Below are 24,245 nucleotides of genomic sequence, written 5' to 3'. Positions count from 1 at the left end.
GCACCCCCCGATGCCGCTCTTCAATTCCTCCTTGAGCAAGCTTCTCGAAACATTTGCGACATGACCGCGCGGGTCGTCAATTTAGATTTCGGCTGATGGTGTGTCAATACCTCTGACTCACAGGATTGGACTGGGTTCGGTGAGGCCTGTGGGGTACGCTCTCACGGGCGTCAAGCTGGTCGACTTGGGTCAAGGAGGTCTCGCGCGCGGGATCGCTTCACGGCGCCGAAATGTTGCGAGAATTTGCGACAGAAACCCCCCTTTGAAAGAGAGCGGCACATGACGGCTCTAGACCGGACCCCGACGTCGGACCGGGTCCTCCGCTCGTGGCAGGACCCGACGCTTCCCGTGGCCGCCCGGGTCGATGCCCTCCTTGAAGAGATGACCCTGGAGGAGAAGGTCGCCCAGCTCGGCAGCCGGTGGGTCGGCAACGACATGGAGGCCGGCGCGCCGGAGCCGAGTGCCGACGCCGGTCCGGAGACGGAGGCGGCCGATGCCGCCGGGGCCTTGAACGTCGCACCGATGCAGGACGTGTTCGCGGCCTCGGGGACCATCCCCATCGAGGAGGCGGCCCGGTTCGGGCTCGGTCATCTGACCCGCGTCTTCGGAAGCGGCCCGGTGACCCCGGCGGAAGGCGCCGCGGAGGTCGTCCGGCTGCAGCGGGCGGTCATCGAGCGGTCCCGGCTCGGCATCCCGGCCCTCGTCCACGAGGAGTGCCTGACCGGATTCACGACCTACGGCGCGACCGTCTACCCGGCGGCCATCGCATGGGGCGCGACGTTCGACCCCGATCTGGTGGAGCGGATGTCCGCCGCCATCGGGCGGGACATGCGGGCCGTGGGGGTGCACCAGGGGTTGTCGCCGCTGCTCGACGTCGTCCGCGACTACCGCTGGGGGAGGGTCGAGGAGACGATCGGTGAGGACCCCCATCTCGTCGCGATGCTCGGCGCCGCGTACGTCCGCGGCCTGGAGAGCACGGGGATCATCGCCACCCTCAAGCACTTCGCCGGGTACTCCGCGTCGCGGGCGGCCCGCAACCACGGTCCCGTCCCGATGGGGCGCCGGGAGCTCATGGACATGATCCTGCCGCCGTTCGAGGCCGCCGTCGCCCTCGGCGGCGCCCGCTCGGTGATGTGCTCCTACTCCGACGTGGACGGTGTCCCGGCCGGGGCCGACCCGTGGCTGCTGACCGAGGTGCTGCGCGACGAGTGGGGATTCACCGGGACCGTCGTGTCGGACTACTGGGCCGTGCCGTTCCTCGCGACGATGCACGGGGTCGCAGCCGACACCGACGACGCCGGTGTCCAGGCGCTCACCGCGGGCGTCGACGTCGAACTCCCCGACACCCTCGGCTTCGGGCAGCATCTGGTCGAGCGGGTGCGCCGGGGAGAGATGCCGGAGTCCCTGGTGGACCGCGCGGCGCGCCGCCTGCTCACCCAGAAGGTGCAACTCGGGCTGCTCGACGAGGACTGGACGCCTGAGGGGTCGGTGGCCGCGGCCGCCGCGACGGATCTGGACTCGCCGTCCAACCGCGCCCTGGCCCTCGAGATGGCCGAGCGCTCCATCGTCCTGCTCGACGCGGGAACCGCGCTGCCCCTGCTCGGAGAGGGACGTCCGGCGCCGCATCGCGTGGCCGTGGTCGGACCGTCCGCGGACGACCCGCGCACCTTCATGGGGTGCTACGCCTTCCCCAACCACGTCCTGCCCCGCCACCCCGGCCTCGGTCTCGGCATCGCCGCGCCCACCGTGCTCGACGCGCTGCGCGCCGAACTGCCGGACGCCGAGATCGTCCACGAGCGGGGCTGTGACGTTCAGAGCGCGGACCGCTCGGGCTTCGCCGCGGCGACGGCCGCGGCCCGCGACGCGGACCTGTGCGTCGCCGTCGTGGGTGACCTCGCCGGCCTGTTCGGGCACGGCACCTCGGGCGAGGGCTGTGACGCCGAGGACCTCCGGCTGCCCGGTGTGCAGGCGGACCTGCTGGCCGAGCTCGCCGCGACGGGAACCCCGGTCGTCGTGGTCGTCGTCTCCGGCCGGCCGTACGCCCTGGGCGACGTGCACGCCGGGGCCGCCGCGCTCGTTCAGGCGTTCATGCCCGGTGAGGAGGGAGCGGTGGCGATCGCCGGCGTCCTTTCCGGCCGTGTCCAGCCGGGCGGCAAGCTGCCGGTGCGGATCCCCCGCAGGCCCGGCGGGCAGCCGGGCACCTACCTGCAGCCGCCGCTGGGGGACGACAGCCACGGCATCAGCAACGTCGACCCGACCCCGCTGTTCCCGTTCGGGTACGGCGCCTCGTACACCACCTTCGAGGTCGACGGCCTGTGCGTCGACGGCACGGAGGTGCCCACCGACGGCGAGTTCACCGTGTCGGTCCGCGTCACCAACACGGGCGGCCGAGCGGGTGACGAGGTCGTCCAGCTGTACCTGCGCGACGTCGTCGCCCAGGTCACCCGGCCGGTGAAGCAGCTGACCGGGTTCAAGCGAGTTCATCTCGAGCCCGGTGCGAGCGCGGAGGTGCGGTTCCAGGTGCATGCCGACCGGACCGCGTTCACCGGCCGCGACCTGCGGCGGATCGTCGAGCCCGGAGACGTCGAGGTGCTCGTCGGCACTTCGGCGGCCGACCTTCCGTGCCGCGGCGGCGTCCGGCTGACCGGGCCGTTGCGGGTCGTCGGCCACGACAGACGGCTCGTCACACCGGTGGACGTGGTTCCGGCGTCTGGCACAGCCGCCGGGCAGCAGGAGGGAAGAGATGCCGGTCAATCCTAGGCGCGCCACTCTGGCCACCGTCGCGGCCTCGGCCGGGGTGTCCGTCGCGACGGTGTCCAAGGTGCTCAACGGCCGCAGCGACGTCGCACCGACGACACGCTCACTGGTGCAGTCGCTGCTGCTGCAGCACGACTACGTCGCTCCGTCGCCGCGGCGGGGCGACGCGACCGCGGCAGGCACGATCGAGGTCGAGTTCGACACGGACATCAACGCGTACTCCACCGAGATCATCCAGGGCGCCGTCGACGCCGGGGCCGAGGTCGGCGTCGGGGTCGTCGTGAGCATCCGGAGGGGCGCGGACCGGACCACCGTGTGGGCCCGCGACCTGGTCTCCGCCGGGCGGAGGGCGGTGATCGCCGTCACGGCCGAAATGACCGCCAGGCAGCTGGCCGCACTGTCGCGGGCCAACCTGCCGCTGGTGGTGATCGACCCGCTCAACCTGCCGCGCACCGACGTGACCAGCGTCGGGTCGACCAACTTCGCCGGCGGCCTCGCCGCGACCCAGCACCTGCTCTCCCTCGGCCACCGCCGCATCGCCTACCTGGGCGGCCCGGCGACCGCGGCCTGCAACCAGGCGCGCATGCACGGCTACCGGGCCGCCATGGAGGCCGCGGGGGCGCCCGTGGTCCCCGGCTATGTGCGGGAGGGGCACTTCCTCTACAACGACGGCGTGGAGTCGGGCGCGGCGCTGCTCGACCTGCCGGAGGCCCCGACGGCGATATTCGCGGGCAGCGACGAGACCGCCCTCGGAATCATCGAGGCCGCCCGGGCGCGGGGCCTGCGCATCCCCGAAGACCTCAGCATCGTGGGTTTCGACGACACCCAGGTCGCCCGGATGGGTTCGCCGCCACTGACCACCGTTCGCCAGCCCCTGCGGGAGATGGGCGGCGTCGCGATGCGTACGGCGCTGCGCCTGGCGGCAGGGGAGAAGATCGACTCCCACCATGTCGAGTTGGCCACCGAACTGGTCGTGCGGGGGTCGACCGCGCCCGTGTCGTTCGCGGGGGTGCCTGGCTGAGCCCGGTTCCCGACGCCGCAGGCAGCCTCCGATCCCCCCTGGGTCCCCGTCCCGGCGTCTTGCGCTCAGGAACGCCGGCGTTCGATGAGTTGGGTGGCCAGGGCGGGGAGGTCCGGCGCGACGAGGTTGGGCTGCGGCAGCGAGCGGACAGGCAGGGGAGCGTTGCCCGGCCGCGTGAGAAGCCCCGCGGTATAGCCGGCGCTCTGTGCTCCCACCGTGTCCCAGACATGCGCCGCGACCATGAAGCACGTGGACGGAGGGACCTCCAGGGCCTGCGCCACCAGGTGATACGTCTGCGGGGCGGGCTTGTAGGCGCGGGTGGTCTCGATGGTGAACTGCCGCTCGAAGAAGTGGGCGAGGCCGGCGTGCTCGAGTGGGCTCGGTCCCTTCGGGTTCGGCGGGGAGTTCGTCAGCGTCACCATGCGGAATCCGGCGTCCTTCAGCTGATTCAGGCCTGCCTCGACGTCGGGGTGCGCCGGCATCGTCAACATCGCGTTCCTGATCTCCTCGATGTCGGCGTCGGTGACCTCGACGCCGTGGATGTCGCCGACCATCCTGAGCAGTCCCTGGCCGAGGGTGAAGAACCCCTCGTACAGGCCGGACAGGGTGATCGTCATGGAGTACATGACCAGGTGGCCGAGCCACTCGCGCATCACGCGCCTGTCACCGAAGATCCTCTCGAAAAGAGGGTTCATCGACTCGAAGTCGATCAGTGTTTCATTGACGTCGAACACGAGGACGGAAGGTTCGCCGCCGATCCACTCGTCGTGATGCGTGCCAGGCCCTCGCGGAGTGACGTCCTTGTTCTGGTTCATCGTCCTGCCTCCTTGACATGGGATGTCCGCCACCGGTCGGCGCCGCCGAGAGACGGCGGCCGGAAAGCGATCGCATCCTCGGAGGATCACGCCAGGGCCGCTCCGCGTCATCCACTGCCACGCCTCTGATCAGGCAAAACTGACGAGTTCGTCGACGTGACCGGAGACTCGGCTCACTACACCGACGCTGACCGCCCGACACTTCGGCGACGGCCGGATGGAGCCGGGCCGCCTTTCCGCATCGGAGGGTCCACCCGCCCGATGGGACGAGCCCGGTGCTACTCCCGGCGAAGTAGCGACCTTGCGGAATCGCGGCCCACCGAAGTACCCGCGACCGCCTCCCCATGTGCGATGACGGCGACCGGCCGGGGCGTCAGCATTGTTGTCATGGACCTGTCCGCACGTCGGCGTCGGCCGCTGCTCACGAATCCCTCCGTGGCCGCCATCGGTCTGGTCGGTGCCGATCCGATGTCGACGGCATCGACGGAGACCTCAGGGAAGGGGCACCGAACGTCATGATGTTCATCGAGGTGTTCGCACCGAAGGGAGCGCTCGGCCACGAACAGCGCCGCCATCTCGGCGAGCGACTGTCGGCCGAGTTGACGTACGAGGAGAGCGCACCGGCCGCGGTCATCGCCGCCGGCCGCGCCCTGGTTCAGGTGGTCTTCCACGAACCCGGCACATGGATCACCGGCGACGGAGCGCCTGATCCGGGAGTGCCGCCGCGATACCTCGTCCGCGTCAGCCTCCCCAGGGCATGGCGCGAGGAGGCCGCCGCCGAACTCATCTCACGCGTCACGCGGGTGCTGGCCGACTCCGATGCCCAGCGCGTCAACGCGGAGCCGGTCGTCTGGGTGCAGGTCATCGGCGTACCCGAGGGCGGCTATGGCAGGTCGGGACGGGTGATGCGATCGACCGACATCATCATGATGATCGTCAACGGCACAGGGCGCCGTCGCGCCTTCGCCGAGGAGCCACAGAAGGAGATGGCACAGTGAGCGCCCAGGGCACAGACGTCGTCAACACCCACCAGGCCGAGGCGTGGAACGGCTACGAAGGGGTTCACTGGGCTCAGCACCGGGACCGCTACGACGCCATGAACAGCGGCTTCAACGAACCGCTTCTCGCCGCGGCGTCGATCGGCGAACGCGACCACGTGCTCGACATCGGATGCGGCAACGGGCAGATCACCCGGCTGGCCGCTCGCCGGGCACCACAGGGACGAGCCCTCGGCGTCGACCTGTCGGCTCCCATGCTGGAGCGGGCGCGTGCCACCGCGGTCGAGGAGGCGATCACCAATGTCGCCTTCGAGCAGGGGGACGCCCAGGTTCACCCGTTCGCGCACAGCGCCTTCGACGTCGCGCTCAGCCGGTTCGGGATCATGTTCTTCGCCGATCCGGTCGCCGCGTTCACCAACATCGGGCGCGCGTTGCGGCCAGAGGGACGCCTGGCCTTCATCTGCATGCGGAGTGCGGATGCCGGCGAGTACTTCGCCCGCGCGCTTCGTCCCCTGTACGCGCTGCTGGCCGAGCGCGCACCCGCGGGGGGTTCCGGCGATTCGCGGCAGGGGCCGGCCTCGCTGGCCGACCCGGACCGGATTCGCCAGGTGCTGACGAACGCCGGCTTCACCGGCGTGACCCACGACGACGTCACGGCGCCCATGATCTTCGGCAGGGACGCCGTCGACGCGGCCGGGTTCATCTTCGACATGGGACCGATGCGCTTCAACCTCCGCGATGCCGATCCTCGGGCGGTCACCCAGGCGCGCGAGGCGGTCACCGCCAACCTCGTGTCCCACGAGGGACCCGGCGGCGTCCGGCTGGACGGGAGTCACTGGCTGGTCACCGCGACCCGGCAAAGAGGCTGAGCACGCCGGCTTCGCAGCCGGTTGTGCTCCCGGCCAGTCGTCAGGCGCCGGCGGCGTAGAGGACGTCACGCAATCCGGGGAGGTCCTCCCTGTCGGAGCGCCAGATCAACCGGAGGCTGAGGTCCGGGGCGGCGAAGTCGAGGCCGGTGAGTGTGCCGGACTCCAGGGCGGCCGACACCGCGAATCGGGGGAGGAGCGATATGCCCAGGCCCTGCTCCACCCAGGCGCGCATCACCGCGACCCCGCCTGCTTGGATTCGCTGCGGGCCGGGGCCGAGGAGCTTGTCGGCGGCCATCCGGAAGGAGCAGTTCGGCACATTGACCAGTAGTTTTTCGCTGGTCAGATCCTGAGGCCCCAGGTGGCGGCGGTCACGGAGCCGGTGATCGGGTGCGGCGACCAGGACGAGCGGCACCGGATCGAGGTCGAGAAAGGTCAGCGGCGCGGCAGGTAGAGGGAAGCCGAGATCGCCGAGGGCGTCCCCGGTGTCCAAGAGAAGCGCCGCCTCCAGCTGCCCGGCGGTCACTTCGGCGAGCAGCGTGTCCCGGTTCGTTGCCGAACGGACGTCGACGGTGATGCCCGGGCGGCGTCCGGCGACTCTGGCCAGCACCCGCGGCACATAGGTGGCGGCGATGGTCTCCAGCGCGCCGAGCCGTACCGCCCGGCCTCGACCGGTCACCTCGCGGTGCGCCTGTTCGGCCTGGTCCAGGATGCTGCGGGCCCAGCGCAGCAGCACCTCTCCCTGGTCGGTCGGCCGCATCCCTCTGGCCGTCCGCTCGAACAACGCCACGCCCAGCGATCGTTCCAGGATGCGAATCTGCTCGGACACGGTGGAGGGCGCCAGGTCGAGGACGTTGGCGGCATCGGTCACCGTACCGTGCCGCACCACCGCCTCAAAGGTCCGCAACTGACGCAGTTCCATGCCACTCTCCAGCCCCGCGAGGAGGATTCGGGATTTCCGAACGGAGTGTACGGGCGCTCCGGTGGAGCCTCCGGCGCCGGGGCCGGACAGTGGGCTGCATGACCACCCTCGAATCTTCTCTCCCCGCCGGGCATGCGCGGGCCGCTCTGCGGCCACGTCGTCGGGCGGCCACACTGCTCGGCATCTCGCTGGGATATTTCATGGTGTTGCTGGACATGACCGTGCTCTCGGTCGCCGAGCCGGATCTGGCCGCCTCGCTGCGCACCTCGATCGCCGGTCTGCAGTGGGCCACCACCGGCTACACGGTGGTGTTCGCCGCGCTGCTGCTGTCCTCCGGGGCGGTCGCCGACCGCTACGGTGCGGACCGGGTCTTCCGCTCCGGAGTCGTCGTGTTCGGGGCCGGCTCGCTGCTGTGCGCCCTCGCGCCGACACTGGGAATCCTGGTCGCGTTGCGAGTGGTGCTCGGTGTGGCGGCGGCGGCCTGCGTACCCGCCTCGATGGCGATGATCACGCGACTCTATCCGGACGCGGCCGAACGGACCCGCGCCGTGGCGACGTGGGCGGCCACGAGTGGAGCCGCGATGGCCGCGGGTCCGATCGTCGGCGGAGCCCTGGTCGGGCTGGCGGGCTGGCGGGCGATCTTCCTCGTCAACGTCCCGATCGCGGCCTTGGTGCTGGTGCTCACCGCCGGGCGGGCGGTCCACCGCCCGCGCGGTGATCGGCGGATCGACTGGGCCGCACAGGTGACGGGCTGCATGGTGCTGGCGTCGTCGACCGACGCGCTCATCGCCGCGGGTTCGCGCTCGTGGCCCCACGCCGCCGGCTCCGGGGCGGCGGCGGTGCTCGCGGGGGCCGTGTTCGTGCTGGTGGAATGGCGCAGCCCGGCTCCGGCCCTCAACCGGGCACTGCTGAGGGCCAAAGGAGTAGGGGCAGGCCTCTCCGTCGGCGCAGCGGTGAACTTCACGCTCTCCGGTGGCCTCTTCGTTCTGCCGCTGCTGCTCCAGCAGGAGCGCCGGCTCGGCCCGATCGCCACCGGTCTGGCGTTCCTCCCGCTCACGCTGCCGTTCGCGCTCAACCCGCCGGTCACCGGCAGAATCGTGGTACGGCTCGGCGCGCGCCCGCCCATCCTGGCGGGGATGACCCTGATGACCGGCGGAGGCGTGGTGCTCGGCTGCGCCGTCCGGTCCGGTGCCGGATACGGCTGGCTGGCACTCGGCCTGCTGCTCACCGGACTCGGTGTTTCGTTCGCGTTGCCCGCGCTGGTCACAGCGGTCATGGGCGTCGCCCCGGAAGGCACGGCCGGAGCCGTCAGCGGTCTTCTCAACGCCACCCGCCAGACGGGGGCCACTCTCGGCGTCGCCGCGATGGGCGCGAGCGTCAGCCTTGGCGCCGGGGCCGGATCGGCGTATGCGTTCCTGCTCGCGGCCTTGGTATGCGCAGCCTCGGCAGCCTGGTTCGCCCGCGGGACGGCGCGACGCCCCGGAAATTCTTCGCCGGAGACTCCCACCGGCTCCCTTGACGAATGAAATGAACGGTCTTTTAATTCGTTGATGGGGCGGATAGCGGGCGTCACGGCGGCTGAAACGCGCGATCGGTTGTTGAGCGCGGCGGCCGACGTCTTCGCCCAGCGCGGGTACGACGGCACGCGCGTGGCCGACATCGCCGCTGCGGCAGGGGTGAGCAACGGCGCCCTGTACGCGCACTTCGGCTCCAAGGGCGAACTGCTCGTGGCGGCGCTGCGCGCTCATGGGCGGCGGATGCTCGCCACCGTGTTCGCCGCCGACCCCGACCGGTCGATCACGGAGTTCCTTCTCGTCATCGGCCGCTGGCTTCCCCGTCGTCGCGACGCCCGCGGCTACCTCATCGTCGAGGCGCTGGTCGCGTCGCGTCGCGACGAGGACGTCGCCGGGCCGATGCGCGACTACGTCGGCGAACGCGCCGACTGGGTCGCGGATCTGGTGCGCACCGGTCAGGCCGGCGGCGAGCTCGACTCGGCGCTGTCGCCGAACGCGCTCGCCCACTTCTGCCTCCTGCTCTCGATGGGCAGCGCGCTCATCCCGCCGGACCTGCATGCGGTCGACGACGAGGAGTGGACCGCGTTGCTCACCCGGGTCGTGGCCGCCCTCGCCCCCACCGACATCACTGCTCAGAGGAGAGCCACTCAGTGAAAGTGCAGATCGACCCCCAGCGGTGCCATGGACATGGCCGCTGCTACGACCTCGCCCCCGGCCTCTTCAGCGAGGACGACGAGGGCTACGGGCAAGTCGCCGGCGACAGCGCCGTGCCGCCGGACCAGGAGCACGTGGCGCGCCTGGCGGTGTCCAACTGTCCCGAAAGAGCGATCGACCTGGTCGAGGAGGCCTGACATGACTCTCGACGACCGCTTCACCCGAGACTTCCGGGAGACGAGGGGAGACCAACCCCTCGGTACGCGCAACGAGATCGTCACCGGCCCGGTCACGGACTGGGCGACCGACTTCTCCCACCTCGAGCCCGAGTGGGCCGCCGACCCGTACCCGATCCAGGACGACCTGCGGCAGCGTTGCCCCGTCGCGCACACCGACCGTTTCGGCGGCGGGTGGTTGCCGACGCGCTATGAGGACGTCGCGGCGGTCGCCTACGACACCGAGCGCTTCTCCTCACGGTCGATCATCATGAGCAACTTCCGTCCGCCCCGCGAGCTGGCGCCCGTGGGCGGCACACCGCCGATCTCCTCCGACCCGCCGTTCCACCACGACGCGCGCAAGCTGTTGCTCCCGGTGTTCACCAAGAACGCGGTCGCCAAGCGGGAGGAGGCGACGAGAGCGCTGTGCCACTCGCTCATCGACGCCTTCGACGGACAGCATTCCGTCGACGCCGCCCGTGACTACGCGCAGTACATCCCCATGCGGGTCATCGCCGACATGCTCGGCTTCCCGCCGGAGGACGGGCCGCAATTCCGTGAGTTCATCGAGAACTCGCTCGAAGGCGTCAACCTCCCTCCGGAGGAGCGCATGGAGCGGATGGGGCAGCTCTTCGACTATCTGCTGGCCCAGATCCGCGACCACGTCGACAATCCCCGCGACGACCTGACGACGTATCTCATCAACGCGGAGCTCTACGGCCGCAAGCTCGACCCGTCGCACGTGGCCGGCACGATGGCGCTGCTGCTCATCGCCGGCATCGACACGACGTGGAGCGCGATCGGCGCGTCGCTGTGGCATCTGGCGAAGACGCCGGCTGATCGGGAGCGGCTGGTGGCGGAGCCGGAGTTGCTGCCGACCGCGATGGAGGAGTTCCTGCGGGTCTATGCACCGGTGACGATGGCGCGGCTGGTGAAGGAGGACATGCACTGGAACGGTGTGGACATGAAGGCCGAGGACTGGGTGCTGCTGTCGTTCCCGGCGGCCAACCGCGATCCGGCCCAGTTCGACCGGGCCGGCGAGGTGGTCATCGACCGTGAGGTCAACCGGCACGTGGCGTTCGGCCTCGGCATCCACCGCTGCGTGGGCTCGCACCTGGCCCGCATGGAGCTTCGGGTCGCCCTCGAGGTCTGGCTCGAACGGATCCCGGACTTCGGCCTTCACGACCCGGCGGCGGTGACCTGGGCCGCGGGTCAGGTCCGCGGGCCGCGGACGCTGCCGCTTCGCATCGGCCCGGCATGACCCGAGCGTCTGTGCTCTTCGAGAGCAGGAGGGCGGGCGTCGCTGAAATCATGACGATATGACGATCGCCATGACCTACGCCGAGTTCGCCGTACGTGAGGCGCGCGGCGTATCACCCGCCTACGAGCGTCTGTCGCTGGCGGTCTCCCGCGACGACGAGGTCGTGGCGCTGCTCGGCACGCTGCCGCCGGGCAAGAGGCAGCCGACTCTGCTGTTCGGCGTCGTGCGGTTCCTCGGCGGTCCAGTCGACGACCCTGCCGCGTTCCACGAGTTCGTCGTGGAGAACTGGCCGGCGATCGAGGCGGAGTCGCGCACCCGGGCCACGCAGACGAACGAGGCCGGACGGTGTGCCCTGCTGTTGCCGGTGCTCGCGGCGTTGCCGCAGCCGCTCGCGCTCCTGGAGGTCGGCGCGTCCGCCGGGTTGTGCCTCTACCCCGACCGGTACGCCTACCGCTACGGCGATCACACTGTCGGTTCGGGCCCGCCGATCCTCGATTGCGTGGCCACCGGACTCACGCCACCGGCCTGCCTGCCGGATGTGGTGTGGCGGGCCGGCCTCGATCTGAACCCGCTCGACGTGACCGACCCGGCGGACGTCGCCTGGCTTGACGCTCTCATCTGGCCGGAGCACGCCCACCGCCGGGCCCGGCTGCGCGCCGCGGCGGCCGTCGCCGCGGCGGACCCGCCGCTGCTGGTCCGCGGAGACCTGGTGGACGACCTGCCGGCGCTGGCCGAGCGGGCACCGGCCGGTGCGACGCTGGTGGTGTTCCACACGTCCGTGCTGTACCAGGTGCCCCCTCCGCGCCGGGAGGCGTTCGTCGAGGTCGTACGCGGGCTGCCCGGGCACTGGATCGCGAACGAGGCCCCCGACGTGCTGTCCTATGACGCGCTGCCGCAGCCACCGGACGAGTCGCTGCACAATGTGCTCGCGCTGGACCGGACACCGCTGGCCTGGACCCGAGGGCACGGGCAGTCGATCGCCTGGTTCGCGTGACGCCTGCCCGTTCGAGGGTGTCCAGGCCAGTTTGCTGTCCCTTCGGTTGAGCCGATGAGCCCGGTGGGCCGGGCCGCTCAGCCGTCGATGCGGTGGGTGGTCCAGAACGACGACAGGTTGACCGTGGTCGCGGCCTGGGCGGCGGCCTTGAAGTCCGCGGTGGTCGAGATCCCGTACCAGTGGGCGGTGGCGTAGTTCTTCAGCAGGTTCGTCATCGCCGTCGTGCCGATCGTGCGCCGCAGGTCGTGCAGCGCGCACTTTCCGTAGGTGTAGACCACGGTTCCGTACCGGCTCGAATGGGCGTCCCAGTAGGCCATCGAGTTGCTGATCTTCTCGGCCGATGACTGCCAGGTGACGTTGTTCCAGCAGTTGGTGCCCGAGACGTTGTTGTACAGGTCGGTCGCGTAGTCGGTGAACGACTCGTCCAGCCAGGGGCTGTTGTACTCGTCGTCGCCGACGATGCCGTACCACCATTGGTGGGCCAGTTCGTGCGCCAGCGCCGTGGAACTGACCACGTCGAGCACGAAACCGGGGTACTCCATGCCGCCGAACCAGAAGTTGTTGTCGAGCACCACGTCCGCCTCGCCGTACGGGTAGGCCCCGAAGCGGCCGGCATGGGCGACGAGCGAGTTCTTCGCGGTGGTCATCATCGAGTTGGCGCTGCTCGAACTGATCGAGCTCACCCGATAGACGTTCACCGTGACACCCGTGGTGGTGGTGCTGGTGGTCTTCACGAACGGCCCGGCCGCCCACGCGAACTCGCGGACGTTGGCGGCGGTGGCCTTGGTGACCGTACGGCCGGACGTCCCCGGCGTGTCGACGGAGGTGCCGGTCGCGGGCACGAGCAGCGAGGTCGGGTGGTCGAGCGTGACCGAGTAGTTGCTGATGAGGGAGTAGAAGGACTCACCGTTGTTGGAGTACGGGTCGAGGTGCCAGCCGCTCGCGTCGCGTACCGCCAGGACCGGCAGCGCGTTGCCGATGAAGTTGTAGGACCCGTCGCGGCCGAACCGGTCCGCGCCGGCGGGCACCACGATGCTCAGGTCGAACCCGAGCGAGGTGCTCTGGTTCTGGTTCAGCGGAGTGGGCAGCGTGATCTTCAGCGCGGTGCAGGAGACGGACAACGGGGACGGCGTTCCCCCGGTCACGTTGGTCACGGTGATCGGCGTGGACGGGCACGTCCCGTGGTAGTTGTCCCACAGCCGGAGGTAGACCTCCGTCAACGGGTCCGCGGAGGGGTTGGTGAAGGTGACGCTCTCGTGTCCCGTCCAGGTGCTGCCCGAGGCGTTGCTGGTCAGGGTGACCGTGTAGGTGGGCGCCGATGGAGTTCGGGTGCCGTCCGCCGCGGATGCGGCTGGTTGGACACCCCAGACGAGCAGGAGTACGGCTGCGACGGCGATCAGAACGCGTCGGACCATAGAACGGTTCTCCCTTCGAGCACCTGGGACCCCCGATCTGCCGACGTAATGTAACTTTTTGTCAAGTCCCGGTCAATGATCTGTTTTGTACGGTCATGGCAGGCGAGTGAGGCTCGTCCGCGGTTGCGCCCCTCGCCGGTGGACTCAAGGTCACCACGACCGCCGTGTTCCTGCCGATCACCCCGGCCGTGGGCGTGTCGCGGCGGCATTCGCGTCAAATGCCACAATGCATGAAATGTGCCAGCCGGGCGGACGATTTTAATAATCGCCTAGCATACGTTTGCCGTCATTGAGAATTCGCTCGGGCGTCCGCGTTTCGTGCACGGGTAATTTTGAGCTCGCATCGCACGACGCGGTGTGCCTGGAATTTCCAATCATCGCCATGGAGGAAATCAATTGATTTCTCGTAGGCCCGGCTCGGCTGCACAGTCGCATGCCGCCAGTCGTCTGCTTGCGCTGGCCGTCGCCGCGGGGATGGCCAGCGGAACCGTGGGGTCGCCGGCTTCGGCGGCCTCCGCGGACGCCGGCGCCTTCATGACGAAGACCACCTCCGCCGGCGAACAGGCGAAGCGGAATACGACGAAGAGCACGCAGAAAGCGAGCACGTGGCTCGACTCGGCGACCATTTACTCTCTACCGAATGCGCCGGTCGTCTTCACGGTCTCGGCCAACGCCGGAATTCCCTGGATCAGGGATCCTCGCAGCTCTCCCAGCTGGCAGAGCCTGCAAAGGGTGCCGGGCAGTCAGGGCGGTGCCGTAACCGACATCACCGTCGCGGAAGATTTCTACGCCAATTACACTCCCGATCCCTTCACCACCTCCGCTCTGAAGGTCACGGCACGGACCGTCGGCGGCATCTACTTCACCGTGTGCCGGCTCGGCAATCTGACCACGCTCAGTATTCCGCTCCCGACTTCGGGGCCCCTGCCGTGCACCCCTTGGGCGCTTCTCCCCAACTAACGACGGCTCGTGCCGGCGCCGCTCGAGCGCCGCGCCAGAACCGCGTATATGCCGGCTGAGGGCTTCGCCCCGCACTTTCGACCAGGGCAAGTGAGGCGCGGTGGCCTGTCCATTTCGCCTCCCGGCCAGTCCAGGCAACCCCGAACAAGGGGTTCTGCGAGCTTGTTTCGGGAGACCTCTCCATGAGATTTTCAAAATTCCTGGCATTGGCCACGTCCGGCATCACTGCCGCGGGTGCGGTCGCGTTGACCGTGAACAGCACGGGCACCGCGGCGGCCGGCGGACAGGCGCAAGCCGGTGATTACTATTCGGGAAAGTGGGGCGTCATCGGCCGCAACACGAAGGGCAACCCGAACGCCGTCCTGCGTCTTGGGCCGTGGGGACACAGCAGTGCCGGCAACCCCTCGGCAGACGCGCCGCCGCCCTACGGCCTCGGCAGCCTCGGACTCATCGTGGGCAGCAGCGCGGACCATATCCAGTTCGGCAACGAGACCGACTTCGCCGGAGTGAGACTGGCGGACATCAACGTCCTGAAGTACTGGATCTTCACCGGGGTCGACGCGGACGTGTTCCCGACCATCAACCGGCCGACCCTCAACATGGAGGTCGATCCCAACGTCGGTGCAGTGGACTACACGAGCTTGGTCTACGTGGGCAACACCTCTGTCAGCCCGTCGGCTCCCTCAACCCCCGCGCCCAATGTCTGGCAGCAGTACGACGCCGGCGCAGCCGGCAGCAAGTGGTTCATGACCAACCCCGGCGTGCTGACCTCGTGCAGGCAAACCAATCCGTGCTCGTTCGCCGAACTCAAGGCCCTACTGCCCGATGCGGTGATCACTTACAGTCTGTCGATCAACAAGGGCCCCAATGACGGGCCTTTCGTCGGCGCGGTCGACGGGCTGCAGGTCAACGGATCGCTCTATGATTTCGAGCCGCTCGGAGTCCGTAAGTTCCCGGGGTTTTGACGATCGGACCACAGGGCCGCCCCACGGCGACCATGACCAGACCGGCGCACCTTCACGATCTCGCGCACCCGGCGATATGCGATCGCCGACGTCCTGAGCAGGCGGATCGCGTTCAGTTCAGATCGTTCCGTAGGCGACGAGGTAGGCCGTGATCAGGATGGTGAGGACCACGAGCAGGATGCCGCTTCCGCTGATCATGAGGACGACCCGTGTCCGCCGGACCATCCAGCGGATGGCGGCCACCACCAGCGTGATCATGATCGTGAGAATGAGGAGGGTCAGGGTCCGGCTGTCTTCGGGGTTGAGGGTTTCCACCATCGGGTGGAGGGTCAGTGTCTTCATCAGGTTCCCTGGTGTGAATACGTGCTGGATGGAGGCCTTCCGTGTGGACACCGGGAGGTGTCCGCGGTCGTTGTGTCATCTGGCGGGAGCACTGCTCGCCGCTGGGTCTCGTCGGTCTCAGGTCTCACGCACGGGTTCCCTCTTCTCTTAACTTCAGTGAAGTTCATTTTCTTTACCGAATCTCTAGTAGTTGGATTCCCCTTGCTGAACCCAAGCATTCCTGTGCGATTGAGACGGGGAGCTGGCTAGAGTGGGCTCCGCTCGCGCGTCGGTCCGCTAGCTGGATCCTTTCGTTACTCATCAGCTGCGGATTCTTCATCGGACCCTCTTTGGTTTAGTGTTTAGTTGGATAGCTGAAGTTCAGATGAATGAGGCGAAAGATGAGCGGCGACGACACTGCGGCGGGCAGGCTGGCGCGGCGCCTGCGTGAACTTCGCTTCAGCCGATGGCGCGAAACCCGGATCACCCAGGCGCAACTCAGCGAGGCGCTCGGCGTCAGCGTCCCGCTGATCTCGTCATGGGAGTCCGTACGCGCACCCAAGATCCCCCCTTTGGACAGGATCGAGGGATACGCGTCGTTCTTCGCGACAGAGAGATCGATGGCGGATGAGACGCCGCAGGTGTTGCCCCTGTCCGATCTGACCGAGGATGAACTGAGCGAGCGCGTCGTACTGGTCGACGAGCTGACCCGGCTGCGCCGGGACGCGCAGCGGTCACAGAACGCCGGTGTGGCCGACGATGACGAGTCCCCGTCGTTACCGGCCGCCTTCATCGAGGGCCCCTGGCATTTCGGCGACGGCAGGCCGATCACGATCATCTGTTCGGAGGTCCCCGACGCGGACCGTGCGCAGATCCCGTACGCGGACCCCGAGAAGCCCGATTACATCGACCTCTACAAATACTCGGATCTGGATTCGCTGTTCGAACTGCACGGGCATCTTCGGGCGGCCAATCCCCGGAGTCTGGTGACCCTGCGCGCGGCGACCGAGGAGCTCACGTCGGACGACCTCACCACTCATCTGGTGTTGCTGGGCGGCGTGGACTGGAACCGGATCACGAAGTCGGTGCTTCAGCGGATCGAACTGCCGGTCCGGCAGGTGGCCGACTGGCACAGAGAGCAAGGGACGTATTTCGAGGTCGACGAGGGTGACGACACGCGCCGGCATCACCCACTCGTCCACGGGTCAGGCGATAACCTGCGACTGCTTGAAGACGTCGCGTTCTTTTATCGCGGTGAGAATCCCTACAACGTCAAGCGCACGCTGACCATGTGCAACGGCATGTACCCCCGCGGCGTGTACGGGGCGGTCCGGGCGCTGACCGACGAACGGTTCCGTGACAGGAACGCCGAGTTCCTGAGAAAACGCTTCGGCGATGTGCAGTCCTACGGCGTTCTCATGCGGGTCGAGATCGAGGGCCGGGTGGTGGTCACGCCGGACTGGACCCTCGATGCCGTCCGGCTGCACGAATGGCCTTGAGTGACCGATGGAGAACGAGATAGAAGCGGCCGCGTCGGAGCATCATCACGGCGACCATCGGCATCTGGCCGACGAAGTGTCCGGATCCGCGGAGACAGGAACCGTCGACGCCATCGTCGTCCCCACGATCAGGCATCCGGTCTGGCTGAGACACGCCGCTCGTCTGGCCGTCGAACTGGATTGTCCCCTCGTATCCCTGCACAGCCGGAGTCGGAGCAGCGCACGGCTGGCAGCCTCCTTTCTGCCGGCCGACGTGAAACTCCTGGCCATCGACATCGACGATGTGGATCGGCTCAATCTGCCGGACCTCGCGACGACCGCTCTCCTGCGCGGCACACGGTTCGAACGACGGACCGATCTCAGCGCGAAACGCAATGTCGGGCTTCTCCTCGCGCGTCTCATGGGGTGGCGGCGCATCGTCTTCCTGGACGACGACATCGAGGTCGGCGGCCATGACGAGGTCGCGCGAGCCGCGGGCCTGCTGAACGTCTACGACGTGGTCGGGATGCGCATCGGCGGCTATCCCGACAACTCGGTGGTGTGTCACGCCCACAGGCGGACCGGAGGGGACCAGGGCTCATTCGTGGGAGGTGGTGCTCTCGTGGTGCAGACGACCCGTAACCCGTCCTTCTTTCCGAACGTGTACAACGAGGACTGGTTCTACCTGCTGGGCGACAAGGCGCTACGCCCGCTCGCGGTGACGGGCATGGTGAAGCAACGGCCGTACGATCCCTTCGACCGTCCTGGCCGCGCCCGGGATCAGGAGTTCGGTGACGTGCTCGCGGAGGGAATCTATTGGCTCCTTGACGGGCAGACCGGCGCAAACTGGCGGGATGCCGCCGACCGGCTGCACTGGAAGCACTTCCTCCGCAAACGGAGGGACTTCATCGAAGCCGTGCTGCGGCGGGTCAGGAGCCTTCCGGCAGGGGCGGATCCGGACCTCGGGGCCATGGAGGCATCGTTGCTCGCGGCTCTCGGCCGGCTCCGGAGCATCGAACCCGAGCATTGCGTCGGCTACGTCAAAGCGTGGGAGGAAGACCGCGGCCGGTGGGCGGACCACCTCAAGCGGATTCCTGTTCTCGCCTCCGGTGTCGGCGATGCCCTGAAATGGTTGATCAAGGACGGGGAGAGCCCGCTGAACGTCGTGAGATGCCGGATGTAGATGGGTCTTGATTTACCAGCCCTTTGGCCGGGAATGTGTTTGTTTGTGGGGGCATCGGCTATTCGCCAGGCTGTTGATGAGGATCTCCCTGCCGTGGTCTGGTCGCTCGGGCAAGAGGAGTACTTCGCCGACCGGCTCGTCCGGCAGGCGTCGGGGCACGGTCTGCTGCTGCTCGCGTGGGACGACGGCAGGGCGGTGGGGGACGTCTACGTGTGGCTGGCCGCCGCTGAGGAGCCGGACCTGCGCACCTATCTTCCCGATGTCCCGTTGCTCACTCATCTGGAGGTCGTCGCCGGACGGCGCAACGAGGGGATCGGCACCGAACTTCTGCAGGTGGCCGAGCGTGAGCTGTGGGAGAGGGGTTACAAACGCGTCGCTCTGGGGGTGAATCTGGACAACCATGAAGCCCAACGTCTGTACCTGCGCCTCGGCTACACCGAATGGCCGCACGGCCTGCTGTCCACGACGGAGGTCGTCTACCACCCTGACGGTGCGCGTGAACGTCGGCCCGAAGTCTGCCGGGTGATGGTGCGGCAACTCGAACAGGACCGCAGCAGCCCCTGGTGACGAAATTCCGGACCGCCACCGAGCGGCCGGCTCGGCCGGGATCGCGATGGATCATTCTCAATCCCGACAAACTCCATGCGTGGAAGCGCCGGGGTCCGATCGGTTCGCGTCACCGAGCAGCACGGTGAACGGTTCCGGGCGATGATTCGAGGCCGGTCCGGACTCCGCGCGCCGTTCGACGGCATCCTGCGGCCCGGCTGGTGTCTCATGCAGAGCCGCTTCGTGTCGTTCGGGATCGCCGTCGTGCCGGCCGGAGACGGAACCCGGTTCGGCTACATGGCAGGCTTCCGGCTGCCGGGCATGCGTATCCTCGGGCCACTGCTCGCCCCGGCCAACCGGCTCCTCGGCCGAGTCGTCGTTCGCCGTTTCGTCACGCGGTTCGCATCCGATGGCGAGCCCGGAGGCCGGTCGATGTGAGCGGTGGATCTCTCTCCCAGGTATGAGGATTCACGAACTGGCGGCCATCGTGGTGGCCGCGATCCTGGGCGCCGACGCCCTCGTACATGTCTACTGGATGACCGGCCGCACCTGGCCGGCCCGCGACACACGCACGCTGTCCCAGATGGTGCTCAACTTCGAGGTGCCGTTCACCCCCCGCGTGCTGGCGCCGATCGTTCTCATCCTGGTCGCCGGGGGGACCGCGGTCCTCGCCAAGGCCGGCCAGTTGGGTGACTGGATGCCCGGCTGGATCGCGGCCGCCGGGGCGGCCGCCGTCGCCGTCGGGGCGCTCCTGCGCGGCGGCGCCGGCGTCGTCTGGGCACTGGGCATCGGCGCCGATCGGAATTCGGCGTTCTACCGGCTCAACCTCACCGTGTACACCCCGATGTGCTTGATCTTGTGCGGCGCGGCCACCATCGTGGCCGTCTGATCCGGGCCTGGTGGGTTCACCCCTGTGCGCAGCGCAGGGCGGCACGGATCGACGCGGCGGGATCGCCGAGGTGGTAGATCCTCTCAGACGGCTCGATGCCGTCCAGGAACTCCTGGTAGCGCACCGCGTACGACAGGTGCGCGAGCGGCTCGGCGACGGCCAGCGCGCGGGCCGGGTCGCAGCCGGGGACCTGGAGTTCCCAAGCGTCGATCCACGCGCGGGTGGCCGCGGCCTGCGTCGCCTCGGGCAGGAAGTCGCAGACCCGCAGTCCGTCCAGCACCGGGTTGCCGAGATGCGCGTCGGCGAAGTCCACCACGACCGGCGGGCCGCCGTCGGCGCGCCAGTTGCCGGGGTGGAAGTCGCCGTGCACGAGCGTGTCCGGCAGCCCGCACTCGTCCAGTGCCGGCCACCGTTCGACCAGTGCGCGCGCGGCCCGCAACTCGTCGGCGGTGAGCTCCCGGGCGACCTGGCCGGCGAGGAGTTCGCGCGCCTGCTCGGCGATGACGGGCGTGCGCCGGTCGCACAGATCGGGCGGAAGTCCGTCGGCTAGGCCGGCCACCGCCGCCTGCGCGGCGACGAGGCGGCTCACCGCACTGGTGATCGTCTCGGGCGAGGCCTGCCAGCAGTCCTCGCCGGGCAGGTGCTCCAGCAGGACCCGCCCTTCCCCGGCCGCGATGACCGCCGGGACCAGGCCCGGGTCCACACGGGCGAAGGCGGCGATGACGCCGGCCTCGTCCGCGGCGAAGCGCGGCGTGGTCTTCAGCCAGACCGGGCCCTGATCGGTGGGCAGGCGGAACAACCCGGCCAGATTCCACGTCTTGTGCTGCTCGACCGGCCCGGTGACCGGGCGCCCCGCGGTGGCCAGCGCGCCGGACGCCCAGGTGAGCATCTCCCGCAGACCCTTCATCCCGGCCCACGGCGAACGCAGGGCCTCGGGCTTCGTGAGGGAGGCCTGGTCGACGGGCAGTGCGGTCAGCCGCCCCGGCGCGGGCCGCTCCAGCGCTTCGATGTGGTAAGTCACATGACCGTCGCGGCCGCCCTCCCCGCCGTCGACGGACAGCAGCCGCAGCACCAGGACCGGAACCTCCAGAACGTGTCCCACGTGCGCGACGACCGGCTCGACCTGCGACCACCAGGGCACGTTCACCGGAAACGGCCCGAGGACGCCGAGATGCTCCTCGCCCGTGGTCACCCACGCGCTGACAGTCCGTCCCATCCCGCCAGTTTGTACGGCCCTCGCAGCGTCGGCCACCGAATATCCCGACCGGGTCGGCTGCTAGGTCGTGTCTCGCTAGATGTCGGCTGACCGCAGATTCTTGGTGTCCACCCGATGCCCGGCCTCCTCCAGGACGGCGACGGCCTCCTTGACCCTCGGTTCGGGCACCAGGACCAGGTCGGCGTGGAACGTCGAGGCCACGAAAACGGGGATCGCCGCATCGGCCAGCGGTCCGACGATCGCGGCCAGCATGCCCGGGACGCCCATGCCGTGCGCCCCGCCGTACAGGCCGATCCATCGCTCGCCGGAGCCGGTCGGCCAGGTCTCGCGGACGACGGTGAGGCCCTCCGGGGCGCGGACCAGCGCGATCCACTCGTCGTCTTCGGGGAACGTGGCCTGCGGCAGGTGCTGGACGGCGAACACGGACGGCACGACGCCCAGGTGCTGGGCAGCGGGTGAGCTCATGGAACGGTGTGTACCACAGACGTCGTCCGGCCCGGCCCTCAGCTGTCCTGCGGCCCCCATCGCTCCATTTGACCTGGAGTGCACTCCAAGTTCTAGTCTCGCCTCATGAACAGCGAAGACGCTCTCTCGCAGGAGGAGGCGCCGCTCACCATCGCCCAGATGGCGGAGCGAACCGGGCTGTCGGCCGACACTCTGCGCTACTACGAGAAGGCAGGGCTGATCGAGCCGGTCGGGCGCAGCGCAGGCAATCAACGCCGCTATGCGGCGACCGACCTCGACTGGGTGGAGTTCCTGCTGCGGCTGCGGACGACCGGGATGTCCATCGCCGACATGCAGCGGTTCGCCCGGCTGCGCGCCGACGGCAAGGCCACCGTCGCCGATCGGCTGGCCGTCCTGCGCGAGCACCGCAGCGGGCTCGACGAGCGCATCCGGGCCCTCCAGCAGAACGCGGACGCGCTGGACAAGAAGATCGACCACTATGAACGGCTGCTGTCCCCGCGGCCGGAAACGGAACGCATATGAACACCGCCCCCGCCGAGACCCGCCAGGACCGATTCGACCGCGGCTTGGAGGTCCTCACCCGCGTCGACGGGGAGGGAGGGCAGAAGGTCATCGACTCCCTCGCCGACATCTCCCCCGAACTCGGCCACCAGGTCGTCGCCTGGGCCTTCGGCGACATCTACGACCGCCCAGGTCTGGCGCCCCGCGACCGGCAGTTGGTCACTCTCGGCATGCTCACCGCCCTCGGCGGCTGTGAGCCCCAACTCGACGTCCACATCAACGCCGCCCTGAACGTCGGACTCACCCCCGAAGAGATCGTCGAAGCGCTGCTGCACTCCGCGGTCTACTGCGGCATGCCCAAGGCGCTCAACGCCACCTTCGTCGCCAAGAAGGTCTTCGGCGAACGCGGCCTGCTGCCTGTCGGCTGAGGGCCGTCCGGACGGCTGCGGTTCAGTGCTCGATACCTGCCGTGACCGAGGGCGGTGAGGAGGTCGGTGCCGGTCTGGTCCGGAACTGTCACGGACCAGACCGGCACCGCTGAGAACGCTGAAATTCCCACCTGGTGCCTCAGGTGGTCACCAGGGTGGACCTACCGGCCTCCACGGTGTACGACGCGCTGGTGCTCACCGGTGCCTGACGGACCTCGATGGTGTCGACGACGCGTACGTCGGTGCGCCAGGTGTCGCGCCGCACATCGCAGCGCAGGTAGCCCCGCTTGAGCCCGTCGAAGTAGCGGACGTGCGGGTTGAGCGTGGGATTGACGGCCTTGAGAGGTGCGTCGAACGCGGTGGGGAAATCCGAACTGACCGACGTGGCGACGAACTCGACGGCGACCGAGCGCGATTCGGGGCGATCGAAGTCCACTTTCAGTTCGCTGAACCAAGTGGAGTGGATGTCGCCGGCGAACACCACCGGATTGGAGATCTTGGCCTCGGCCAGCAGTCGCAGCAGACGGGTGCGCTGCGGGGCATAGCCGTCCCATTGGTCGAGGTTGGCCAGCGTCGGCGGGACAGGGCTGCCGGTGGGGTTGGGGAACAGCGTGCGGGACATCATCACCTGCTGGGCGATCACGTTCCATCGCGCGTGCGAGCCGAGCAGTCCGGCGGAGAGCCAGCGTTCCTGATCCTCACCGGTGAGCGTCCCTGCGGAGTTAGCCGTGCCCGCGGCAGGTAACCCGAAGTCACCGGAGAAGCCCCCGGGCTGGTCGGTACGGTACTGCCGCGTGTCGAGCACGTTGAAGCGGGCCAGACGGCCGAAGTCGAAGCGCCGGAAGATACGCAGGTCGCTGCTGCCGATGCGCAGGTCGGCCCGGATGGGCATGTGCTCGTAGTACGCCTGGTAGGCGTTGGCCCGCTGCGCGGCGAACTGCTTGCGCGTCTGCTTGGCCGGGCCCGCGTCGTCGATCTCGTCGGTCAGGGCCGCGTAGTTGTTCTCGGTCTCGTGATCGTCCCAGGTGACCACCCAGGGGAAGGCGGCGTGCGCGGCGCGCAGCGCAGGGTCCGACTTGTACTGTGCGTGCCGGTTCCGATAGTCGCTGAGCGTGGTGAGCTGATCGTTGCCCAGCGTTTCCGGCGTCGTGTGCGCGCGGTCGGGAAAGCGGCTGCGCGGGTCGTACTCGTAGATGTAGTCGCCGAGGTGGAAGACGACGTCGAGGTCCTCCTCGGCCAAGCCCCAATACGCCGGCCAGTACCCGTTCTGGAAGTCCTGGCAGTTGACGATGCCCAGGCGGAGCCGGGACGGATCGGCCCAGCGGGCCGCCGCTGTTTTGGTGCGACCCACCGGACTGACGTCGCCGTCGGCCTTGAAGCGATAGAAGTACTCGCGGCCCGGCTCCAGCCCGGTGACGTCGACATGCACCGAGTGGGCCAGTTCGGGACGGGCGACGGTGACTCCGGTGCGGGCGAGCCGCCGGAACCGCTCGTCGTGGGCCACCTGCCAGCTCACCGGCACCGGCCGTGTCGAGAACGCGGCGGCGGCGAAGTTGCGGACGAGGCGCGTCCACAGCACTACTTGGTTCGGCAGCGGATCACCGCTTGCGACTCCGAGCAGGAAAGGCTCCGTGGTATGCCCGGCCTCGGCTGCGGCGGGGCTGTTGCTGACGGACGGCAGAACGGCGGCACCCACGACGGTGGCGGCACCCGCGAGCAGGTGGCGGCGGCTGAGCTGAAGATCAGGCATGTTAGTGACTATGACCGCGCCAGCCGTCGCCCCGAGGAACAGTAGAGGAACATTACGCAAGCCCCCTGTGCCCGCAAGCCATGTCCGTTCGAGCGGGCCTCGACTTGACCG

General features: G+C 68.8%; 25 protein-coding genes. 18 read left to right on the top strand and 7 right to left on the bottom strand.

Translation table 11 applies throughout. The annotated features are described in order from the left end of the window. Nucleotides 1-279: 279 nt before the first annotated feature. The gene (locus tag Psi02_RS15595; RefSeq protein WP_203974713.1) at nucleotides 280-2,760 is read left to right on the top strand and encodes a glycoside hydrolase family 3 N-terminal domain-containing protein; all 2,481 of its coding nucleotides are present in this window, start codon (nucleotides 280-282) and stop codon (nucleotides 2,758-2,760) included. Then, on the top strand, nucleotides 2,744-3,778 hold the full coding sequence (locus tag Psi02_RS15590) for a substrate-binding domain-containing protein (protein ID WP_203974711.1): 1,035 nt from the start codon (nucleotides 2,744-2,746) through the stop codon (nucleotides 3,776-3,778). Before Psi02_RS15595 ends, Psi02_RS15590 begins: the two co-directional genes overlap by 17 nt. Nucleotides 3,779-3,843: 65 nt before the next feature. On the opposite strand, the gene Psi02_RS15585 is transcribed toward Psi02_RS15590, so the two are convergent. After that, entirely contained in the window at nucleotides 3,844-4,593 is a 750-nt protein-coding gene (locus Psi02_RS15585) for a haloacid dehalogenase type II (RefSeq protein ID WP_203974709.1), read from the bottom strand. Nucleotides 4,594-5,108: 515 nt separating this feature from the next. Here Psi02_RS15585 and Psi02_RS15580 point away from each other — a divergent pair. Together Psi02_RS15580 and Psi02_RS15575 are read left to right on the top strand one after the other, a co-directional pair. Then, a complete protein-coding gene (locus tag Psi02_RS15580; protein WP_203974707.1) occupies nucleotides 5,109-5,591 on the top strand; it encodes a hypothetical protein in 483 nt (160 codons plus the stop codon). Then, the gene (locus Psi02_RS15575; protein ID WP_239094910.1) at nucleotides 5,588-6,460 is read left to right on the top strand and encodes a class I SAM-dependent methyltransferase; all 873 of its coding nucleotides are present in this window, start codon (nucleotides 5,588-5,590) and stop codon (nucleotides 6,458-6,460) included. Before Psi02_RS15580 ends, Psi02_RS15575 begins: the two co-directional genes overlap by 4 nt. 40 nt (nucleotides 6,461-6,500) lie before the next feature. On the opposite strand, the gene Psi02_RS15570 is transcribed toward Psi02_RS15575, so the two are convergent. Next, nucleotides 6,501-7,379 (bottom strand): LysR family transcriptional regulator, encoded by an 879-nt coding sequence (locus Psi02_RS15570; RefSeq protein WP_203974705.1) that lies wholly within the window; start codon nucleotides 7,377-7,379, stop codon nucleotides 6,501-6,503. Nucleotides 7,380-7,477: 98 nt separating this feature from the next. On the opposite strand from Psi02_RS15570, the gene Psi02_RS15565 reads away from it, so the two are divergent. Genes Psi02_RS15565 through Psi02_RS15545 form a run of 5 tightly spaced genes read left to right on the top strand, consistent with a single transcriptional unit; the run spans nucleotide 7,478 to nucleotide 12,017 of the window. Continuing rightward, on the top strand, nucleotides 7,478-8,905 hold the full coding sequence (locus tag Psi02_RS15565; protein ID WP_203974703.1) for an MFS transporter: 1,428 nt from the start codon (nucleotides 7,478-7,480) through the stop codon (nucleotides 8,903-8,905). Nucleotides 8,906-8,929: 24 nt separating this feature from the next. Continuing rightward, nucleotides 8,930-9,547, top strand: a complete 618-nt coding sequence (locus Psi02_RS15560) for a TetR family transcriptional regulator (RefSeq protein ID WP_203974701.1) — start codon at nucleotides 8,930-8,932, stop codon at nucleotides 9,545-9,547. After that, nucleotides 9,544-9,744 (top strand): ferredoxin, encoded by a 201-nt coding sequence (locus Psi02_RS15555; RefSeq protein ID WP_203954429.1) that lies wholly within the window; start codon nucleotides 9,544-9,546, stop codon nucleotides 9,742-9,744. Before Psi02_RS15560 ends, Psi02_RS15555 begins: the two co-directional genes overlap by 4 nt. Nucleotide 9,745: 1 nt before the next feature. After that, nucleotides 9,746-11,023 (top strand): cytochrome P450, encoded by a 1,278-nt coding sequence (locus Psi02_RS15550; RefSeq protein ID WP_203974700.1) that lies wholly within the window; start codon nucleotides 9,746-9,748, stop codon nucleotides 11,021-11,023. 58 nt (nucleotides 11,024-11,081) lie between these two features. Beyond that, nucleotides 11,082-12,017: a DUF2332 domain-containing protein gene (locus Psi02_RS15545; RefSeq protein ID WP_203974698.1), complete on the top strand. Its 936-nt coding sequence runs from the start codon at nucleotides 11,082-11,084 to the stop codon at nucleotides 12,015-12,017. Between the two features lie 77 nt (nucleotides 12,018-12,094). Here the strand turns inward: Psi02_RS15545 and Psi02_RS15540 are convergent, their stop codons facing one another. Continuing rightward, complete coding sequence (locus Psi02_RS15540; protein WP_203974697.1) at nucleotides 12,095-13,432, bottom strand: M1 family metallopeptidase; 1,338 nt, start codon at nucleotides 13,430-13,432, stop codon at nucleotides 12,095-12,097. A gap of 534 nt (nucleotides 13,433-13,966) precedes the next feature. Here Psi02_RS15540 and Psi02_RS15535 point away from each other — a divergent pair. Then, complete coding sequence (locus Psi02_RS15535; protein ID WP_203974696.1) at nucleotides 13,967-14,392, top strand: hypothetical protein; 426 nt, start codon at nucleotides 13,967-13,969, stop codon at nucleotides 14,390-14,392. 182 nt (nucleotides 14,393-14,574) lie between these two features. Continuing rightward, nucleotides 14,575-15,357 carry a hypothetical protein gene (locus Psi02_RS15530; protein WP_203974695.1) on the top strand — a complete coding sequence of 261 codons (783 nt, stop codon included), beginning with the start codon at nucleotides 14,575-14,577 and terminating at the stop codon, nucleotides 15,355-15,357. Nucleotides 15,358-15,474: 117 nt separating this feature from the next. On the opposite strand, the gene Psi02_RS15525 is transcribed toward Psi02_RS15530, so the two are convergent. Continuing rightward, complete coding sequence (locus Psi02_RS15525) at nucleotides 15,475-15,699, bottom strand: hypothetical protein (RefSeq protein WP_203974694.1); 225 nt, start codon at nucleotides 15,697-15,699, stop codon at nucleotides 15,475-15,477. Nucleotides 15,700-16,079: 380 nt separating this feature from the next. Between Psi02_RS15525 and Psi02_RS15520 the strand changes: the two genes are divergently transcribed. From Psi02_RS15520 to Psi02_RS15500, 5 genes are all read left to right on the top strand, one after another. Next, entirely contained in the window at nucleotides 16,080-17,177 is a 1,098-nt protein-coding gene (locus Psi02_RS15520) for a helix-turn-helix domain-containing protein (protein WP_203974693.1), read from the top strand. 7 nt (nucleotides 17,178-17,184) lie between these two features. Next, entirely contained in the window at nucleotides 17,185-18,339 is a 1,155-nt protein-coding gene (locus Psi02_RS15515; protein ID WP_203974692.1) for a hypothetical protein, read from the top strand. A gap of 93 nt (nucleotides 18,340-18,432) precedes the next feature. Then, complete coding sequence (locus tag Psi02_RS15510; RefSeq protein ID WP_203974691.1) at nucleotides 18,433-18,906, top strand: GNAT family N-acetyltransferase; 474 nt, start codon at nucleotides 18,433-18,435, stop codon at nucleotides 18,904-18,906. Between the two features lie 141 nt (nucleotides 18,907-19,047). Further along, nucleotides 19,048-19,323 carry a hypothetical protein gene (locus Psi02_RS15505; RefSeq protein ID WP_203974690.1) on the top strand — a complete coding sequence of 92 codons (276 nt, stop codon included), beginning with the start codon at nucleotides 19,048-19,050 and terminating at the stop codon, nucleotides 19,321-19,323. 22 nt (nucleotides 19,324-19,345) lie between these two features. Continuing rightward, the gene (locus tag Psi02_RS15500) at nucleotides 19,346-19,774 is read left to right on the top strand and encodes a DUF3995 domain-containing protein (RefSeq protein ID WP_203974688.1); all 429 of its coding nucleotides are present in this window, start codon (nucleotides 19,346-19,348) and stop codon (nucleotides 19,772-19,774) included. A gap of 16 nt (nucleotides 19,775-19,790) precedes the next feature. Here the strand turns inward: Psi02_RS15500 and Psi02_RS15495 are convergent, their stop codons facing one another. Together Psi02_RS15495 and Psi02_RS15490 are read right to left on the bottom strand one after the other, a co-directional pair. Next, entirely contained in the window at nucleotides 19,791-20,990 is a 1,200-nt protein-coding gene (locus Psi02_RS15495; protein ID WP_203974686.1) for an aminoglycoside phosphotransferase family protein, read from the bottom strand. A gap of 75 nt (nucleotides 20,991-21,065) precedes the next feature. Next, nucleotides 21,066-21,455, bottom strand: a complete 390-nt coding sequence (locus Psi02_RS15490) for an ACT domain-containing protein (protein WP_203974684.1) — start codon at nucleotides 21,453-21,455, stop codon at nucleotides 21,066-21,068. A gap of 105 nt (nucleotides 21,456-21,560) precedes the next feature. Here Psi02_RS15490 and Psi02_RS15485 point away from each other — a divergent pair, with 105 nt between their 5' ends. Together Psi02_RS15485 and Psi02_RS15480 are read left to right on the top strand one after the other, a co-directional pair. Continuing rightward, nucleotides 21,561-21,977 carry a MerR family transcriptional regulator gene (locus Psi02_RS15485; RefSeq protein ID WP_203974683.1) on the top strand — a complete coding sequence of 139 codons (417 nt, stop codon included), beginning with the start codon at nucleotides 21,561-21,563 and terminating at the stop codon, nucleotides 21,975-21,977. Then, complete coding sequence (locus Psi02_RS15480) at nucleotides 21,974-22,384, top strand: carboxymuconolactone decarboxylase family protein (RefSeq protein ID WP_203974682.1); 411 nt, start codon at nucleotides 21,974-21,976, stop codon at nucleotides 22,382-22,384. The genes Psi02_RS15485 and Psi02_RS15480 overlap by 4 nt, the downstream gene beginning before the upstream one ends. 139 nt (nucleotides 22,385-22,523) lie before the next feature. Here Psi02_RS15480 and Psi02_RS15475 read toward each other — a convergent pair whose 3' ends face one another. Further along, the gene (locus Psi02_RS15475; RefSeq protein ID WP_203974681.1) at nucleotides 22,524-24,134 is read right to left on the bottom strand and encodes an alkaline phosphatase D family protein; all 1,611 of its coding nucleotides are present in this window, start codon (nucleotides 24,132-24,134) and stop codon (nucleotides 22,524-22,526) included. Between the last annotated feature and the right edge of the window lie 111 nt (nucleotides 24,135-24,245).

Source organism: Planotetraspora silvatica, assembly GCF_016863315.1.
Classification (GTDB): domain Bacteria; phylum Actinomycetota; class Actinomycetes; order Streptosporangiales; family Streptosporangiaceae; genus Planotetraspora; species Planotetraspora silvatica.
The sequence above is the reverse complement of the archived record's forward strand: the minus strand, read 5'-3'. Positions and strand labels throughout refer to the sequence as shown.

Excerpts from the sequence above, each read along its gene's own strand:
- Psi02_RS15595 (WP_203974713.1), top strand. The coding sequence starts at position 280 with ATGACGGCTCTAGACCGGACCCCGACGTCGGACCGGGTCCTCCGCTCG.
- Psi02_RS15590 (WP_203974711.1), top strand. The coding sequence starts at position 2,744 with ATGCCGGTCAATCCTAGGCGCGCCACTCTGGCCACCGTCGCGGCCTCG.
- Psi02_RS15585 (WP_203974709.1), bottom strand. The coding sequence starts at position 4,593 with ATGAACCAGAACAAGGACGTCACTCCGCGAGGGCCTGGCACGCATCAC.
- Psi02_RS15580 (WP_203974707.1), top strand. The coding sequence starts at position 5,109 with ATGATGTTCATCGAGGTGTTCGCACCGAAGGGAGCGCTCGGCCACGAA.
- Psi02_RS15570 (WP_203974705.1), bottom strand. The coding sequence starts at position 7,379 with ATGGAACTGCGTCAGTTGCGGACCTTTGAGGCGGTGGTGCGGCACGGT.
- Psi02_RS15565 (WP_203974703.1), top strand. The coding sequence starts at position 7,478 with ATGACCACCCTCGAATCTTCTCTCCCCGCCGGGCATGCGCGGGCCGCT.
- Psi02_RS15560 (WP_203974701.1), top strand. The coding sequence starts at position 8,930 with ATGGGGCGGATAGCGGGCGTCACGGCGGCTGAAACGCGCGATCGGTTG.
- Psi02_RS15550 (WP_203974700.1), top strand. The coding sequence starts at position 9,746 with ATGACTCTCGACGACCGCTTCACCCGAGACTTCCGGGAGACGAGGGGA.
- Psi02_RS15545 (WP_203974698.1), top strand. The coding sequence starts at position 11,082 with ATGACGATCGCCATGACCTACGCCGAGTTCGCCGTACGTGAGGCGCGC.
- Psi02_RS15540 (WP_203974697.1), bottom strand. The coding sequence starts at position 13,432 with ATGGTCCGACGCGTTCTGATCGCCGTCGCAGCCGTACTCCTGCTCGTC.
- Psi02_RS15535 (WP_203974696.1), top strand. The coding sequence starts at position 13,967 with ATGACGAAGACCACCTCCGCCGGCGAACAGGCGAAGCGGAATACGACG.
- Psi02_RS15530 (WP_203974695.1), top strand. The coding sequence starts at position 14,575 with ATGAGATTTTCAAAATTCCTGGCATTGGCCACGTCCGGCATCACTGCC.
- Psi02_RS15525 (WP_203974694.1), bottom strand. The coding sequence starts at position 15,699 with ATGAAGACACTGACCCTCCACCCGATGGTGGAAACCCTCAACCCCGAA.
- Psi02_RS15520 (WP_203974693.1), top strand. The coding sequence starts at position 16,080 with ATGAGCGGCGACGACACTGCGGCGGGCAGGCTGGCGCGGCGCCTGCGT.
- Psi02_RS15515 (WP_203974692.1), top strand. The coding sequence starts at position 17,185 with ATGGAGAACGAGATAGAAGCGGCCGCGTCGGAGCATCATCACGGCGAC.
- Psi02_RS15505 (WP_203974690.1), top strand. The coding sequence starts at position 19,048 with ATGATTCGAGGCCGGTCCGGACTCCGCGCGCCGTTCGACGGCATCCTG.
- Psi02_RS15500 (WP_203974688.1), top strand. The coding sequence starts at position 19,346 with ATGAGGATTCACGAACTGGCGGCCATCGTGGTGGCCGCGATCCTGGGC.
- Psi02_RS15495 (WP_203974686.1), bottom strand. The coding sequence starts at position 20,990 with ATGGGACGGACTGTCAGCGCGTGGGTGACCACGGGCGAGGAGCATCTC.
- Psi02_RS15490 (WP_203974684.1), bottom strand. The coding sequence starts at position 21,455 with ATGAGCTCACCCGCTGCCCAGCACCTGGGCGTCGTGCCGTCCGTGTTC.
- Psi02_RS15485 (WP_203974683.1), top strand. The coding sequence starts at position 21,561 with ATGAACAGCGAAGACGCTCTCTCGCAGGAGGAGGCGCCGCTCACCATC.
- Psi02_RS15480 (WP_203974682.1), top strand. The coding sequence starts at position 21,974 with ATGAACACCGCCCCCGCCGAGACCCGCCAGGACCGATTCGACCGCGGC.
- Psi02_RS15475 (WP_203974681.1), bottom strand. The coding sequence starts at position 24,134 with ATGCCTGATCTTCAGCTCAGCCGCCGCCACCTGCTCGCGGGTGCCGCC.